We start from the raw sequence: 15,421 nt of genomic DNA, 5'->3' as shown, positions 1-15,421 counted from the left end.
GACGTCGCCGTGGTCGAGACCGGTATGGGCGGCACCTGGGACGCGACGAACGTCGCCGACGGGACGGTCTCCGTCATCACGCCCATCTCGCTCGATCACACGGACTACCTCGGCCCGGACATCGCCACGATCGCCGGTGAGAAGGCCGGCATCATCAAGCCGAAGGCGATGACCGTGCTGGCGCAGCAGGCGCTGCCCGCCGCCGAGGTGCTGATGCGGCGGGCGGCCGAGGTCGGTGCGGTGGTCGCCCGCGAGGGGCTGGAGTTCGGCGTGCTGCATCGCGAGCTCGCGATGGGCGGCCAGATGCTCCAGCTCAGGGGCTTGAAAGGCGTGTACGAGGACGTGTTCCTGCCCTTGTACGGCGCGCACCAGGCGGGCAACGCCGCGGGCGCCCTGGCCGCCGTGGAGGCGCTGACGGCCGGCGACGACCCGCTGGGCGAGGAGGTCGTACGGCAGGCCTTCGCCCAGGTGAGCAGCCCCGGCCGGCTGGAGATCGTGCGGCGGGGCCCGACCGTCCTGGTCGACGCGGCGCACAATCCCGCGGGCATGGAGGCGACGGTCGAGGCCCTGACCGAGGCGTTCGGGTTCACCCGGCTCGTCGCCGTGGTGGCCGTGATGGCGGACAAGGACGTGGACACGATTTTGGACCTGCTGGAACCGGTGGCCGAGGAGATCGTAGTCACCCGCAACTCCTCTCCTCGCTCGCTGAGCCCGGACGACCTCGCGGCCCGGGCGGAGGCGGTCTTCGGCCAGGACCGCGTCCACATCGAGGACCGGCTCGACGACGCCATCGACAGGGGTGTCGCGCTGGCCGACCAGGGCGACGAGTTCGGCTCCGGCGTGCTCATCACCGGTTCGGTCGTGACCGCGGGCGAGGCGCGCATCCTCCTCAGGGCCGCCAAATGAGCAGCGCCGTGTTCGAGGTGACCCCCGGCATGCGCCGGCTCTGCGCGACCGTCCTCGGGATGCAGGCGATCGTCGTCGCGCTCATCAGCCCGGTCGCGATCACCATCAACCATGTGTCCACGCCGCTCGCGCTGACCGTCGGGCTCGGGCTGGCCGTCCTGTGCGTGCTGGTCGCCGGCATGTTGAAACGCCCGTACGCGTACATTGCGGGCACCGTGCTTGAAATCCTGACAATCGCTACAGGATTCCTGGTCCCGGTCATGTTCTTCCTCGGGGTGATCTTCGCCGCCCTGTGGATAACGGCCATCTTCGTCGCTCGCCGTGTCGAAGGGACGACGAAGCGCTAAAGTCGGCAACCATGGCCGTCCCTCCCGTACCGCAGGCTCGGACCGCCGTGCCGGTCCGAGCCGTGCGCGTCCCTCTGCTGGTCGACGTCGTCATCGGGTTGCTCACCCTGGTGGCCCTTCCTCTCGCGCTCGTCGCCATCCCGAACACGATCTCCGTCGTGGCGGCGCTGCTGCCGCCGGGCGTGTCGCAGGTCGACATGATCCGCGCACACGGCCTGGCGCTGCCCGCCATGCTGGTGACCGTGCCGCTCGCCGCGGTCGCGGTGCGCAGGCTCCGCGCGGCGCCGATCCTCGTGGCGGGGCTCACGCTGCTCGCGCTCGCCGACGTCGCCGGGGGGTACACCGACACGGTCGCGCTCGTCGGCGTGCTGCGCGTGCTCCACGGGATCGGTGCGGGCATGCTCGTGCCGGCCACGCTGGTCGCGGTCGCCGAGCGTCCCCGGCACCGGGTGCTGCTGCCGATCTGGGCGGGCGCGCTGGCCGCCTCGCTGCTGTCGGCCCAGGCCCTCGCCCTGTGGGCGATCCGCGACGTGTCCTCCTGGCAGGTCACCCTCCAGCCGTACCCGCTGCTCACCGGGGTGGCGCTGGCCCTCGCCGCGGCATACCTGGTGCTCTGGATGATCTCGGGCGACGGCGGGCCGCGGGCCGAGGGGGACATCCTGCCCGCGGGCCGGCCGACGTCGGCCGAGCGCGGGCGGCTCGCGCTGGCCATCCTGCCCGCCGCGGCCATCGCGGTGCTGGGCGTCGGGATCACCTTCGACTGGCCGCCGCACCTGGTCGTCGTCGCCGCGGCGATCGTGGTGGTGGCGATGCTGGCGCTCGCGGCGCTCGGCACGTTCGAGGGGCCCGGCGGCCGTACGCTCGCCTTCGTCAACGTCGCGGTGGGGCTGGTGGTGCTGCCGACCGCCGCGCAGATGACCTACATCGAGCTCGGCGGCCCGCTGGGCGGCCCCGGCCTCAAGGGTCTGTGGGTGCCGTTCCTGGTGGCCGCGATGGCCGCGCTCGTGGGCGCCGTCCTCGCGGGGCGGGCGCCCGAGACGTTCGCGGCGCGGATGACGGTCCTCGGTCTCGTGGCCGTCGTCGCGGGGCTGGCCGCGATCAGGCTGCTGGTCCCGGCGCCGTCGGGCACGCCGCTGGTGGTGCCGTTCGTCCTGCTGGCCGCGGGGTCGGCGGTGGCGCTGGTCGGCGCGTTCCGGGCGGCGGGCCTCGGATCGGCGATGCTGGGCCTGTCGCTGTGCTTCCCGGCAGTGCTCGCGGGCTTCCTGCTCGGCACCGGCATCCAGGTGAACCGGCTGCGCGACGCCGCAGAGACCGCGCGGGGCGACGGGAACGCCCTGGTCGACGGGTTCATCGACGCGTTGCACACGTGGGCGCTGGTCGGCGGCTTCGTCGTGGTCGGAGTGATCGTGCTCTTCTCCGTCCTGACCCGCCGGGCCGCCGCCGCGGCGGCGGACGGCGAGGTGGTGATTCCCGCGCCGACCCCGTCACCGGAGGAAGGCGACACTCCCAGGGACGCCGGCCCCGCACACTGACACTTCCCCGAACGCCCCGCCGCCGGAGACTCGCCGCCAAAGGCTCACCACCGGAGACCCACCGGCACCGGGCTCGTCCGATCGGAGCGGCGTCCCCGGACCGGTAAGCTGCCGTTGCGTCGGAGCTTTCCAGCCGGAGCTCCCCAGACGCGTGACGGGTGGGCCCGCGATCCGCCGGGTCACCGTGTACGGCGAGTCAGACGACCTTAGGAGAAGAGACCGTGTCCGAGCGTACGCTTGTCCTGATCAAGCCCGACGGGGTCCGTCGCGGCCTCATCGGGGACGTCATCGGCCGCATCGAGCGCAAGGGCCTCAAGATCGTGGCGATGGATCTGCGCACGCTCGACGCCGAGACGGCCAAGGCCCACTACGCCGAGCACTCCGAGCGGCCGTTCTTCGGCGAGCTGGTGGAGTTCATCACCGGCGGCCCGCTGGTCGCGATGGTGCTCGAGGGCCCCCGGGCCGTCGAGGCGTTCCGCGCCCTGGCCGGCCTGACCGACCCGGTGAAGTCCGCGCCCGGCACGATCCGCGGCGACCACGCCCTGGAGATCGGCGAGAACGTCGTCCACGGCTCCGATTCGCCGGAGTCCGCCGCCCGGGAAATCAAGATTTTCTTTCCGGACCGTTTCTAGTCCTTGCCACACGAGAGGCCCCGGTTTAAACCGGGGCCTCTCGTGTTTTTCCAGGTGGTGACCGAGCTTAGGCCGGGGGACGCCGGTTTTTCCGGGGGCTTGAGAGCTCGATGTGCCCAGTGATGAGCACAGGCCGTTACGATTCGAATGCGATGCGTCATCCCGCACTCCCGCTGAACCCGGTAACCGCTAACCACCTGAAGGAAGGCTTCCTTCCGCATGGGCAGCAAGCTGACATTCCTGGGCCGTGACATGGCTGTCGACCTTGGCACGGCGAACACTCTCGTCTACGTCCGAGGGCGCGGCATCGTCCTGAACGAGCCGTCCGTCGTCGCCATCAACGTCACGACAGGAAAGATCGTGGCAGTTGGGATAGAAGCGAAGCGGATGATCGGGCGGACGCCCGGAAACATCGTCGCGATCCGTCCCCTGAGGGACGGTGTCATCGCGGATTTCGATGTGACCGAGCGAATGCTGCGGTACTTCATCCAGAAGATCCACAAACGGCGGCACTTCGTGCGCCCGCGCATCATCGTGGCCGTGCCGAGTGGCATCACCGCGGTGGAACAGCGCGCCGTGAAAGAAGCGGGCTACCAGGCCGGGGCCCGCCGCGTGTACATCATCGAGGAACCGATGGCGGCCGCGATCGGAGCCGGCCTGCCGGTCCACGAGCCGACCGGGAACATGGTCGTCGACATCGGCGGCGGCACCACCGAGGTGGCCATCATCTCGATGGGCGGCATCGTGACCAGCCAGTCGATACGCGTCGGGGGCGACGAACTCGACCAGGCGGTCATCGCCTTCGCCAAGAAGGAGTACTCGCTGATGCTGGGCGAGCGCACGGCGGAGGAGGTCAAGATCGCCGTCGGGTCCGCCTGCGTCACCGGCGAGGACTTCCACGCCGAGGTGCGCGGCCGTGACCTGGTCAGCGGCCTGCCGAAGACGGTCGTCATCAGCGCCGAGGAGATCCGCCGGTCGATCGCCGAGCCGGTCAACGCGATCGTGGACGCGGTGAAGTCGACGCTGGACAAGTGCCCGCCGGAGCTCTCCGGTGACCTCATGGACCGGGGGATCGCCGTGACCGGTGGCGGCGCCCTGTTGCGCGGCATGGTCGACCGGTTGCGCGAGGAGACCGGCATGCCGGTCCACCTGGCCGAGAACGCGCTCGACTCGGTCGCGCTCGGCTCCGGGCGGTGCGTGGAGGACTTTGAAGCCCTCCAGCAGGTGCTCGTGCCGGAGCCCCGCAACTAAGGAGCGTCAAGCGTCATGAGAGACACCCGCCGCGCCCGTCTCACGCTCGGACTCCTCCTCGCCGTGGCGCTGATCCTCATCACCGTGGATCACCGGGCCGGGAACGACCACGTCCTCGGCCCGGTGCGCGACTTCACGGGCGCCGTGTTCGGAAAGGTGGAGCGCGTCGGCGCCGCCGTCACCCGGCCGATCACCGGTTTCGTCGGCATGCTGCGCGACGCGCCCTCCGCCCAGCGCGCCATCGCCGACCTGCGCAAGGAGAACGCGCGGCTGCGGGACGAGGTGTCGGCGCAGCGGCTCGACAAGGCACGGGCGGAGAAGCTGGACCGCATGCTCGGGCTGGCGGGGCTCGGCCGCTACCGCATCGTGCCGGCCCAGGTCGTCGCGCGGCGTACGGTGGCCGGTTTTGAGGACACGGTCGAGATCGACGCCGGCACCGGCGACGGGATCCGGCCCGACATGACGGTGCTGAGCGACGCCGGGCTGGTCGGCCGGGTCGTCCAGACCGGCCCGGCAGGGTCGACGGTCGCCCTGCTGACCGACCCGGCCCTGTCGGCCGGGGCCAGGCTGGAGGGCGGCAACGAGCTCGGCGTCGTGAGCGGCCTCGGCGAGGAGGGCGGCGGCGGCAACCTCATCAGGTTCCGTCTGCTCGACTCGACCGTGCCGATCGGCGTGGGCCGCCGGATCGTCTCGTTCGGTTCTCAGCAGAGCAAGCCGTACGTGCCGGGCGTGCCGATCGGCGTGGTCGAGCGGGTGGACAACACGCCGGGTGAGGTGACCAGGACGGCGTACGCGCGGCCGTTCACGAATTTCTCCGCGCTGGACGTCGTCGGCGTGGTGGTCGCGGCGCCGAAGCGTGATCCGCGCGACGCGGTGCTGCCGCCGAAGCCGGCGCCGCCGAAGCCGCCGCGCGAGGACCAGCGGCGCGGCGACGAGGGCCGCGGGCAGGGGCACGCCTCGCTGGAGGCCGAGTGGGGGCTCGGCGACCGGGGCCGCGGCCCTGGCGACGAGTCTCGGGCTACGACCGAGCAGCGGCAGGCGGGCGAGGGCCGGCCCGAGGCCGCGCGGGAGCGGCGCGGCCGGCACGGCACACAGGCCGTGGACGGGGAGCAGCAACCCCAAGAGCAGTTCGCGCAGGAGCAGTACGGCCAGGAGCCGCCCGCCGCCCATGAACGGCCCGCCGCCGGCGAGGCGCGCGACGCGCCTCGGCAGCGCCAGGGCACTGTGGCGGACGACGGCCGCGGTGGGAGGAACTGAGCGATGGCCCGCAACCTCCTCGCCGCGCTGCTGCTCTTCGTCGCTCTGGTGCTTCAGGTCAGCGGTCGTACAGCCGGCTGCTGTTCGTCCTGGCGCGACCTGGTGCTGTTGACGGTCGCCGCGCTCGCGACCATGCGCGGGCCCGTGCCGGGTGCGGTGATCGGCTTCTGCGGAGGGCTCGCCTACGACCTGCTGCCTCCCTCCAACCACACGCTGGGCCAGTACGCGCTGGTCCTGTGCGCCCTCGGCTACGCGGCCGGGCGTGTGGGAGAGCGCGTCCCGCTGGCCGCGGTGGCGGCGTGCGCCGTGGTCGCGCCCGGCCTGCTGGCCGGTCTGGGTGCCCTGATCGGCGCGCCGGGGATCACCTGGCCGGTGCTGGCCATGGCATGGCCCCGGGCCGCGATCTGCAATCTCGTGGCCGCCCCGCTGGTGCTCCGGGCGGTCAAGGTCACGCACGGCGGCCACCGGAAGCGCGCCGGTGGCGGCGATCTCGTGCCGAGCTGGAGACGGGGGACGGCATGACACGTTTGCGCGGACGCCTGCTCGTCCTGCAGGTGCTGGTCATCGCCATGATCGTGGTGCTCGTCGTCCGGCTGTGGCAGGTCCAGGTGGTGCAGGGGGCGCGGTTCGTCACGGTCGCGACGGAGACACGCACCCGTGAGGTGCGGGTTCCCGCCCTGCGGGGGGCGATCCTCGACTCCTCCGGCCGCCCGCTCGTGCGCAACCGTACGACGCTGGTGGTCTCCGTGGACCGCGGCCGGCTGGAGCGGATGCGGGACGGCGGTGACGCGGTCCTGCGCCGGCTGGCCGCCGTGCTGAAGGTGCCGATGTCGAAGCTGAAGCAGGAGATCCGGGCGTGCGGCCCCGGCATCAGCCGCCCGTGCTGGCCCGGCTCGCCGTACACGCCGATCCCGGTCGCCAACAACGTCAACCCGCGGGCGGCGCTGCAGATCCTGGAACGCCAGGAGGACTTCCCCGGCGTCACGGCCGACATCCAGGCGATCCGCGACTATCCCGACGGCAAGGACGCCGCCCAGCTTCTCGGCTACCTGCAGCCGGTGACGCAGAGCGAGCTGGAGAAGCGCGAGGGTCTCAAGGCCAACTACTCGGGCGTCGACCTCACCGGCCGCGACGGGCTGGAGCGCACCTACGACTCCGCCCTGCGTGGCACGCCCGGTCTGCGCAACGTCCAGGTCGACCGGATGGGCAAGGTCATCTCGGTCAACCAGCAGTCCGACCCGGTCCCCGGCGACATCCTGGTGACCAGCATCGACGCCAACGTGCAGCGCGTCGTGGAGAAGTCGCTCGACCAGGCCATGCGGGAGGTGCCGAACTCGGACGGCGCCGCCGGCGTGGTGCTCGACGTGAAGACCGGCCGCGTGATCGCGATGGCCAGCCGGCCGACGTACGACCCCAGGGTCTGGACGGGCGGCATCTCGGAGAAGGACTACCGGCGGCTGCTGTCGGACAAGTCGGGCAAGCCGCTGGTGTCGCGGGCGATCGCCGGTGAGTACGCCCCGGGTTCGACGTTCAAGATCAGCTCGGTGTCGGCGATGGTCGCCGACGGCGAGCCCCTGCACGGCACCTACCAGTGCCCGAGTTCCTACAACGTCGAGGGCCGGTCGTACCCGAACGCGGGCGGCATGAGCCTGGGCGCGATCTCGCTGCACGAGGCGCTGGTCAAGTCGTGCGACACCGTGTTCTACAAGGCCGGGTACGAGGAGTGGCTGCGCGACGGCGGCAAGACCCCCAAGGCCAAGGTCAAGGAGCCGATGCCCAACATGGCCAAGGCCTACGGCTTCGGCAAGCGCACCGGCATCGACCTGCCCGGCGAGTCCGCGGGCCGCATTCCGACCCGTGCCTGGAAGCTCGACCTGTACAACTCCACGAAGTCGGAGATGTGCAAGCGGGCCAAGATCGGCTACCCGGAGATGAAGGACCAGAGCCGGGCCGCGTTCGCCAAGCGGCTGGCCAACGAGAACTGCCTGGAGGGCATGATCTTCCACGCCTACGAGGCGGTCAACCTCTCGATCGGCCAGGGCGACGTCCTGGTCACCCCCCTCCAGCTCGCCCGGGCGTACGCGGCGCTGCTGGGCGACGGGAACGTGCGCAGCCCGCGTGTCGGCTGGGCGCTGATGCGTCCGGACGGCACCCTTAAGCAGGAGATCCCGGTCCCGATCGTGGGGCATCTGCCGGTCAACGACGAGACCCGCACCTACATCCGCAAGGCGCTCAGCGAGGTGCCCTCGGACGGCACGGCCGCGGGCGCGTTCCGCGGGTTCCCGATGAACATCGTCAAGATCGGCGGCAAGACCGGTACGGCAGAGGTCTACGGCAAGGAGGACACGTCGTGGTTCGCGTCCTTCGCGCCCGCGGACAATCCGCGGCTGGTCACCGTGGTCATGGTGGCGCAGGGCGGCTTCGGCGCCTCGACCGCCGCGCCCGCCGTGCGGCGCATCTGGGAAGGGATCTTCGGCCTCGGGAAGGGAGACGACGGCAAGCCGCTCAAGCCGGCGCTTCCGGACGGCAAACCGGTGACGCGGCTGCCGGCCATCAGCCGCGAAACGCAGTGAGGCGGGCCTGCCATGACTGATGCCATCGGGGTACGGCGGAGGTCGTTCGCGAGCCGCGTCGTCGGCCGGGGATCGGTCGTCTGGCGGATGGACTGGCTGCTGTTCGGCGCGGTGGTCGCGCTCAGCGCGGTCGGCACGCTGCTGGTGTGGTCGGCCACCCGCACGTGGTCGTCGATCGAGCCGACGGGCATGGCCAAGAAGCACGTGCTCAACCTGCTCATCGGCCTGGCCCTCTACAGCGCGATCGCGGTGACCGACTACCGCTGGCTGCGCACGTACGCGCCGGTCCTGTACGGCATCGCCGTCATCGGGCTGATCCTGGTCATCAGCCCGATGGGATCGACGGTCAACGGCCACCACTCGTGGATCCTCCTGGGCGGGGGCTTCGCTCTGCAGCCGGCCGAGTTCATGAAGCCGGCGCTGGTGGTGATGCTGGCGCGGCTGCTGACCCCGACGTCGGAGAAGGGGAAGACCAAGGACCGGCCGCGGGCCTCCGGTCTCGCGCTGTCCCTCGCGGTGGTGGGCGTCGCGGCGGCGCTGGTCATGATGCAGCCCGACCTGGGCACCACGATGGTGCTGATGGCGACGACCGGCGCGATCATCGTCTTCTCCGGGATACGCAAGCGCTGGGTGGTGGCCGGGGTGCTGCTCGCGGCGCTCGCGGCGGCGGCGGTGTGGTCGCTGGGGCTGCTCAAGCCCTACCAGGTGGCGCGGTTCACCGCGCTCATCGACCCGTCGAGCGACCCGCGCGGCGTGGGCTACAACAGCACGCAGGCGCTGGTGGCGATCGGGTCGGGCGAGGTGTTCGGCAAGGGCCTGTTCCACGGCGGCCAGACCACCGGACGCTTCGTGCCCGAGCAGCACACCGACTTCATCTTCACCGTCGCCGGCGAGGAGCTCGGCTTCGTCGGGACGGTCACCGTGGTGGCCCTGCTCGGCGTGGTGCTGCTGCGCGGCGCCCGGATCGCCCGGATGTGCGGCGACCGGTTCAGCGCGCTCGTCTCCGGCGGCATCGTCGCGTGGCTGGCCTTCCAGACGCTCGTCAACGTCGGCATGACCATCGGCATCATGCCGATCACCGGTGTGCCGCTGCCGTTCGTCTCCTACGGCGGCACGGCGACGTTCGCGAACATGACGGCGGTGGCCATCCTGCAGGCGATCCACCTCAGATCTCGGCCCGTTTGACGGGTGACGCCCGCATGAGAGCCGTCCGCAGGGTGGCGGACCCTCGCTCTCACTGGCGCCCGCACCAGCCCGCGAACATCATGGGAACGGAACAGGTTCGGGGGTTGAACGAACCATTACGGAGGAACGGTGACTCCGGACGACGAGGTGCGGGAGCGCGAGCGCGCCCTTGACCTGCTACGCAGGGCCTTCCCCGACTACCGGATCGTGTACGGCGGCGGACGCTGGGCCGCCGCGGCCGCGGGCGACCCGCCGACGGTGTGGTTCGCCGAGACGCCGGCCAGCCTGTGCGGTCAGCTCTTCACGGCCCAGCTGCGCCGGGGCGGGACGGTCGTTCCTCTCCGGCTGGAGGAGAGCGACTCGCAGTGCGCGAGGTGACCGGTTCGTGACATCTACGGCGTTAGCGTGCGGGTGTCACCACTGGGAGAGCCGATGACGACACCCTCACGCGGCGGGGACCGGTCCGCCATCCAGATCGCCGGCGGCATCCGCGAGCGCACCCTCGCCGCTCTCGGGGAGCCGCCGACGACCGCGGTCTTCCACCAGATCGCCGACGAGATCCACCTGTGCTGCCCGCAGCTGACCCGTTTCAAGTGCCTGCGCCTGGCGTACGGGTGGACGGTCGAGGAGGCGATCGAGCGCTTCCACGCGATGTGCGATCGCGAGCAGATCAAGCGCAGGGGGCTGAGCGAGCGGTCCTGGCGGGAGTGGGAGGCCGGGGCCCGGCCCGACCGCGACTACACCGACCTGCTGTGCCGCCTGTTCGAGACGGGCCCGGTGCAGCTCGGGTTCGCCCGGGACTACACGCCCCCCGGAGATGCGCCGTCCCGGGGCGTGGCGGCGCCCCGCCGCGCCCGACCTGATCAGCGCCGCCGCGCAGGAGGCGAGCGAGCACGCCGAGCGGGTGGAGACGAGCGAGGTCGGCGACAGCACGCTGGAACGGCTGCGCACGCAGGTGATCTGGCTGTCCCGGAGGTACGTCTGGGAGGCGCCGCTGCCGCTGTTCGTGGAGATGCGGGCGCTGCAGGAGCAGACCCGCCGGGCGCTGGAGCGGCGCGTCCACCCGGCCCAGGCCGGTGAGCTGTACTTCCTGGCGGGGGCGCTGTGCGGCCTGATGGCCAACGCGAGCATGGACATGGGCCGCCGGGTGCCCGCCGACACCCTCGCCCGCGCGGCGTGGACGTACGGCAGGATCGCCGGCCACCGGTCGCTCATGGGCTGGGCCCGCGGCATGCAGGCGTCGGTCGCGCTGTGGGATCGGCGCTACGAGGACGCGGCGGGTTACGCCGAGGACGGTCTCACCCAGCTGCCCCGGGGCCAGGGCGGCGCGCGGCTCCACATGCTGCGCGCGCGGGCGGGCGCGATGCTCGGCTGGACCCGCGAGGCCGAGGACGACCTGCTCAAGGCGGCGGACGCCCGGGAGTCGGGCGCCGGGGACGAACTGCACGACGGGTTCGCCGGGGAGTTCGCCTTCCGGCCCGCCAAGCACGCCTACTACACGGCGGTCACGCACCTGCACCTCGGCCAGCCCGCCCGGGCGATCGAGCAGGCCCGCACCGCGCTCGGCCTGTACGAGCGGGAGGACCGGCAGAACAGGTCGTACGGCTGCGAGGCGATGGCCGGGGCCCACCTCGCGGTCGCGCACCTGATGGAGGACGACCCCGGCGGGGCCGAGCAGGCCCTGACCCCGCTGCTGGCCCTGCCGCCCGAGCGCAGGATCGACAGCCTGGCCGAGACGCTCCAGTCCACCCGGCCCCTGGTGCGCGGCTTGCTGGCCGAGCGGCTGGAGTCGTTCTGCGCGACCGGCCTGCCCCAGTCGGCCGCCCGGGCGCTGCCCGAGTCACTGGGGGAGTCACAGGGGAAGTCACAGGGCAGTGAGGGGGATCTGCGATGAGCGAGCGGAGCGAGCGAATCAATAGACACAGCGCATTTCGCTCATGCGACTCCGAGCCGCTAGGCGAGGAGGTGGCATGAGTGTCTCCACCGTCGCCGGGACCCCGCCCGCGCTCGCGGAGGCGTGCCGCCAGGCGGGGCTGAGCGCCGACGGGGCCCGGTTGCTGCGCAGCTTCGCCAACACCGTGTACCACCTGCCGGGGGAGGGGGTCGTCGTCCGCCTCTCGGAGGCCGGCACCCCGGGCAAGTACGACCGCCTGGTCACCTCGCTCAAGGTCACCCGCTGGCTGCATGAGCAGGGCTTCCCCGTCACGCTGCCGCTCGACGTGCGTCAGCCGCTGGCCGTCGAGGGTTGCCTGGCGACCTTCTGGCACTACGAGCACGGCGCGGACGACGGCGACCCGGTCCCGCTCGGCCTGCTGCTGCGGTGGCTGCACTCCCTGCCGCCGGTCCCGTTCGCGCTGCCGACCTACGACCCCTTCGGCCGTGTGCGGCGGGCCGTACGGGCCAGTCTCGTGCTGGACGGCGAGGAGCGGGAGTGGCTGCTGGGCCGGTGCGCGGCGCTGGAGGAGGCGTACTACGAGCGGGTCGAGTTCGCCCTGCCGTACGGGCTGGTCCACGGGGACGCGCACCGGGGCAACCTGATCCGCACCGCGGACCGGATCCTGCTGTGCGACTGGGACTCGGCCAGCGCCGGCCCGCGCGAGATCGACCTGGTGCCCACCCTGCAGGGCGCCAGGTTCGGTCTGTCCGACGCGCAGCGGGACGGCTTCGCCCACGCGTACGGGTGCGACATCAGGGACTGGCCGGGCTATCCGGTGCTGCGCGACATCAGGGAGCTGCAGACGCTGACGGCCGTGCTGCGCATCGGGCACCGGGACGACGCGGCGCACGCCGAACTGCGCCACCGCCTGGCCTCGCTGCGCGCGGGCGACGACCGGATCTGGCACCCCTTCTGAGGAAGGAAGATCCGCAGGGGCCACTCCCCGGAGCCGATACCCTGGATGCATGTCTGTCGAGTCATTGTTTCCCCGCCTGGAGCCGCTGCTGCCCAAGGTGCAGAAGCCGATCCAGTACGTCGGGGGCGAGCTGAACTCGACGGTCAAGGACTGGGACGAGGCGACCGTCCGGTGGGCCCTGATGTACCCGGACGCCTACGAGGTCGGCCTGCCCAACCAGGGGGTGCAGATCCTCTACGAGATCCTCAACGAGCTGCCCGAGACGCTGGCGGAGCGCACCTACGCGGTGTGGCCCGACCTCGAGGCGCTCATGCGATCCGAGGGCGTCCCGCAGTTCACCGTGGACGGGCACCGGCCGGTTCGCGCGTTCGACATCCTCGGGGTGTCGTTCGCGACCGAGCTCGGCTACACGAACCTCCTCACCGCGCTCGACCTGGCGGGGATCCCGCTGGAGGCGGCGGACCGCACCGACGAGGACCCGATCGTGCTGGCGGGCGGCCACGCCGCGTTCAACCCGGAGCCCATCGCGGATTTCCTCGACGCCGCCGTGCTCGGCGACGGCGAGCAGATCGCCATCGCGATCTCCGAGGTGCTGCGCGAGTGGAAGGCCGAGGGCTCGCCCGGCGGCCGCGACGAGCTGCTGATGCGCCTCGCCTCCACCGGCGGGGTGTACGTCCCGAAGTTCTATGACGTCGAGTACCACCCGGACGGCCGCATCATGCGCGTCGTCCCCAACCGCGACGGCGTGCCGACGCGCGTGTTCAAGCACACGGTCATGGACCTCGACGAGTGGCCGTACCCGAAGAAGCCGCTGGTCCCGCTCGCCGAGACCGTGCACGAGCGGTTCAGCGTCGAGATCTTCCGGGGCTGCACCCGGGGCTGCCGCTTCTGCCAGGCGGGGATGATCACACGCCCGGTCCGGGAGCGGTCGATCACCACGATCGGCGACATGGTCGAGGCGGGGATCAGGGAGTCCGGCTTCAGCGAGGTCGGGCTGCTGTCGCTGTCCAGCGCGGACCACTCCGAGATCGCCGACGTCACCAGGGGTCTCGCCGACCGCTACGAGGGCAGCCAGGTCGGCCTGTCCCTGCCGTCCACCCGGGTCGACGCGTTCAACATCGACCTGGCGAACGAGCTGTCCAGGAACGGCCGCCGTTCCGGGCTCACGTTCGCGCCGGAGGGCGGCTCCGAGCGGATGCGCAAGGTGATCAACAAGATGGTCACCGAGGAGGACCTGATCCGCACGGTCACCACCGCCTACTCCAACGGCTGGCGGCAGGTGAAGCTCTACTTCATGTGCGGGCTCCCGACCGAGGAGGACGAGGACGTCCTCGGCATCGCCGACCTGGCCAAGAAGGTCATCAAGGCGGGCCGCGAGGCGACGGGTTCGCGCGACATCCGCTGCACGGTCTCCATCGGCGGGTTCGTGCCCAAGCCGCACACGCCGTTCCAGTGGGCCGCCCAGTGCGACCACGAGACGGTGGACCGCCGGCTGCGCGCGCTGCGCGACGCCCTGCGCTCCGACAAGGAGTACGGCAGGGCCATCGGCTACCGCTACCACGACGGCAAGCCGTCGATCGTGGAGGGGCTGCTGTCGCGGGGCGACCGCCGGGTGGGCAGGGTCATCCGCGCCGTCTGGGAGGACGGCGGCCGGTTCGACGGCTGGAGCGAGCACTTCTCGTTCGAGCGGTGGATGGCCGCGGCCGAGCGGGCCCTCGCCGACGAGCCGGTCGACGTGGACTGGTACACGACGCGCGAGCGGGACGAGCACGAGGTGCTCCCCTGGGACCACCTCGACGCCGGCCTCGACCGCGAGTGGCTGTGGCAGGACTGGCAGGACGCGCTCAACACGGTCGAGGTCGAGGACTGCCGGTGGACGCCCTGCTACGACTGCGGTGTCTGCCCCACGATGGGCACGGAGATCCAGATCGGCCCGACGGGCAGGAAACTGCTGCCACTCACCGTGATCTGACGCTCACGGCTTATCCTGAAAGACGATCGACCGACACCGGAAGGACGACGGAACTCTGAAACCCGTTCCCGACGGGCCCGCGCCCGAACCCACGGTGCAGCGCCTGCGCGTGCGCTACGCCAAGCGGGGCCGCCTGCGTTTCACCAGCCACCGCGACATCTCCCGCGCCGTCGAAAGGGCGGTGCGGCGAGCCGGTATTCCGGTGGCCTACAGCGCAGGCTTCAGCCCCCACCCGAAGATCTCCTACGCCGGCGCCGCCCCCACCGGAGTGGCGAGCGAGGCCGAGTACCTCGAGATCGGGGTGAACCGGCCGTGCGACCCTCGGCAGGTTCGCGACGACCTCGACGCCTCGCTGCCGCCGGGGCTGGACGTGCTCGACGTGGTGGAGGCGCGGGACGGGAACCTGGCCGACCGGCTGGAGGGCTCGATGTGGGAGCTGCGGCTCCCCGGGGCCGATCCGGGCGAGGCCGAGCGGGCGGTGAAGGAGTTCCTCGCGGCCGACCTGGTGGAGGTCGAGCGCCTGACCAAGAAGGGAATGCGGCGGTTCGACGCCCGCCAGGCGGTGCGTTCGCTGGCCGTCGTGGAGGGGCCGGGAATTACGGCAGGTCAGGAGACCGTTCAACCGTGTGTCATACTTCGTATGGTTGTTCGGCACGAAACACCTGCCGTCCGGCCCGACGACGTGCTCATGGGTTTGCGTCTCGTGGCAGGCTTCGCGCCGCCGTCACCCGCAGCGGTGACCAGGCTGGCGCAGGGGCCGCTCGACGCGATGACCGGTGAGCCCGCCGACCCGTTCGCCTTCGACCGGGCAGGCGGAGACCTATAAGACTTGCCGCCGAGGCGCCGACAGGAAGCCCGGCGGACCGCGAGAGACGAGAGCCTTCGCGCGGCGCGGAAACGTGCCCGGAGGCTGA

15 protein-coding genes are annotated in these 15,421 nt (G+C 71.5%); 14 read left to right on the top strand and 1 reads right to left on the bottom strand.

All coding sequences use genetic code 11. From position 1 onward, the window contains the following. The 10 genes from B1L11_RS37795 to B1L11_RS37750 form a co-directional block, all read left to right on the top strand. Positions 1-906: folylpolyglutamate synthase/dihydrofolate synthase family protein (locus tag B1L11_RS37795; RefSeq protein WP_079320053.1), on the top strand; the 906-nt coding region annotated here is incomplete at its 5' end. An 8-nt stretch (positions 907-914) separates the two neighbouring features. Next, positions 915-1,253 (top strand): DUF4233 domain-containing protein, encoded by a 339-nt coding sequence (locus B1L11_RS37790; protein WP_143737838.1) that lies wholly within the window; start codon positions 915-917, stop codon positions 1,251-1,253. A gap of 62 nt (positions 1,254-1,315) precedes the next feature. Beyond that, a complete protein-coding gene (locus B1L11_RS37785) occupies positions 1,316-2,785 on the top strand; it encodes a hypothetical protein (protein ID WP_143737837.1) in 1,470 nt (489 codons plus the stop codon). 221 nt (positions 2,786-3,006) lie between these two features. After that, positions 3,007-3,417, top strand: coding sequence for a nucleoside-diphosphate kinase (gene ndk / locus B1L11_RS37780; RefSeq protein ID WP_030505860.1), 411 nt, complete (start codon positions 3,007-3,009; stop codon positions 3,415-3,417). A 219-nt stretch (positions 3,418-3,636) separates the two neighbouring features. Then, positions 3,637-4,668 carry a rod shape-determining protein gene (locus tag B1L11_RS37775; RefSeq protein ID WP_076434349.1) on the top strand — a complete coding sequence of 344 codons (1,032 nt, stop codon included), beginning with the start codon at positions 3,637-3,639 and terminating at the stop codon, positions 4,666-4,668. Between the two features lie 15 nt (positions 4,669-4,683). After that, positions 4,684-5,925: a rod shape-determining protein MreC gene (locus tag B1L11_RS37770; protein ID WP_079320050.1), complete on the top strand. Its 1,242-nt coding sequence runs from the start codon at positions 4,684-4,686 to the stop codon at positions 5,923-5,925. 3 nt (positions 5,926-5,928) lie between these two features. Beyond that, positions 5,929-6,447 carry a rod shape-determining protein MreD gene (locus B1L11_RS37765; RefSeq protein ID WP_079320049.1) on the top strand — a complete coding sequence of 173 codons (519 nt, stop codon included), beginning with the start codon at positions 5,929-5,931 and terminating at the stop codon, positions 6,445-6,447. Beyond that, positions 6,444-8,498: a penicillin-binding protein 2 gene (gene mrdA, locus B1L11_RS37760; RefSeq protein ID WP_079320048.1), complete on the top strand. Its 2,055-nt coding sequence runs from the start codon at positions 6,444-6,446 to the stop codon at positions 8,496-8,498. The genes B1L11_RS37765 and mrdA overlap by 4 nt, the downstream gene beginning before the upstream one ends. 12 nt (positions 8,499-8,510) lie before the next feature. Further along, positions 8,511-9,683, top strand: coding sequence for a rod shape-determining protein RodA (gene rodA / locus B1L11_RS37755; RefSeq protein WP_079320047.1), 1,173 nt, complete (start codon positions 8,511-8,513; stop codon positions 9,681-9,683). Positions 9,684-9,812: 129 nt separating this feature from the next. After that, the gene (locus B1L11_RS37750; protein WP_079320046.1) at positions 9,813-10,061 is read left to right on the top strand and encodes a hypothetical protein; all 249 of its coding nucleotides are present in this window, start codon (positions 9,813-9,815) and stop codon (positions 10,059-10,061) included. Between the two features lie 66 nt (positions 10,062-10,127). On the opposite strand, the gene B1L11_RS37745 is transcribed toward B1L11_RS37750, so the two are convergent. Next, complete coding sequence (locus B1L11_RS37745; protein WP_143737836.1) at positions 10,128-10,331, bottom strand: hypothetical protein; 204 nt, start codon at positions 10,329-10,331, stop codon at positions 10,128-10,130. Between the two features lie 169 nt (positions 10,332-10,500). Between B1L11_RS37745 and B1L11_RS37740 the strand changes: the two genes are divergently transcribed. The 4 genes from B1L11_RS37740 to B1L11_RS37725 all read left to right on the top strand — a co-directional run bounded on the left by B1L11_RS37740 (position 10,501) and on the right by B1L11_RS37725 (position 15,333). Further along, positions 10,501-11,577: a hypothetical protein gene (locus B1L11_RS37740; RefSeq protein WP_079320044.1), complete on the top strand. Its 1,077-nt coding sequence runs from the start codon at positions 10,501-10,503 to the stop codon at positions 11,575-11,577. 76 nt (positions 11,578-11,653) lie between these two features. Next, complete coding sequence (locus B1L11_RS37735; RefSeq protein ID WP_179155510.1) at positions 11,654-12,535, top strand: phosphotransferase family protein; 882 nt, start codon at positions 11,654-11,656, stop codon at positions 12,533-12,535. A gap of 49 nt (positions 12,536-12,584) precedes the next feature. After that, entirely contained in the window at positions 12,585-14,507 is a 1,923-nt protein-coding gene (locus tag B1L11_RS37730; RefSeq protein ID WP_079320042.1) for a TIGR03960 family B12-binding radical SAM protein, read from the top strand. A 109-nt stretch (positions 14,508-14,616) separates the two neighbouring features. Then, positions 14,617-15,333 (top strand): TIGR03936 family radical SAM-associated protein, encoded by a 717-nt coding sequence (locus B1L11_RS37725; protein ID WP_204048899.1) that lies wholly within the window; start codon positions 14,617-14,619, stop codon positions 15,331-15,333. Positions 15,334-15,421 lie beyond the last annotated feature (88 nt).

This window comes from Microbispora sp. GKU 823 (assembly GCF_002027145.1).
Taxonomy (GTDB): domain Bacteria; phylum Actinomycetota; class Actinomycetes; order Streptosporangiales; family Streptosporangiaceae; genus Microbispora; species Microbispora siamensis.
The sequence above is the reverse complement of the archived record's forward strand: the minus strand, read 5'-3'. Positions and strand labels throughout refer to the sequence as shown.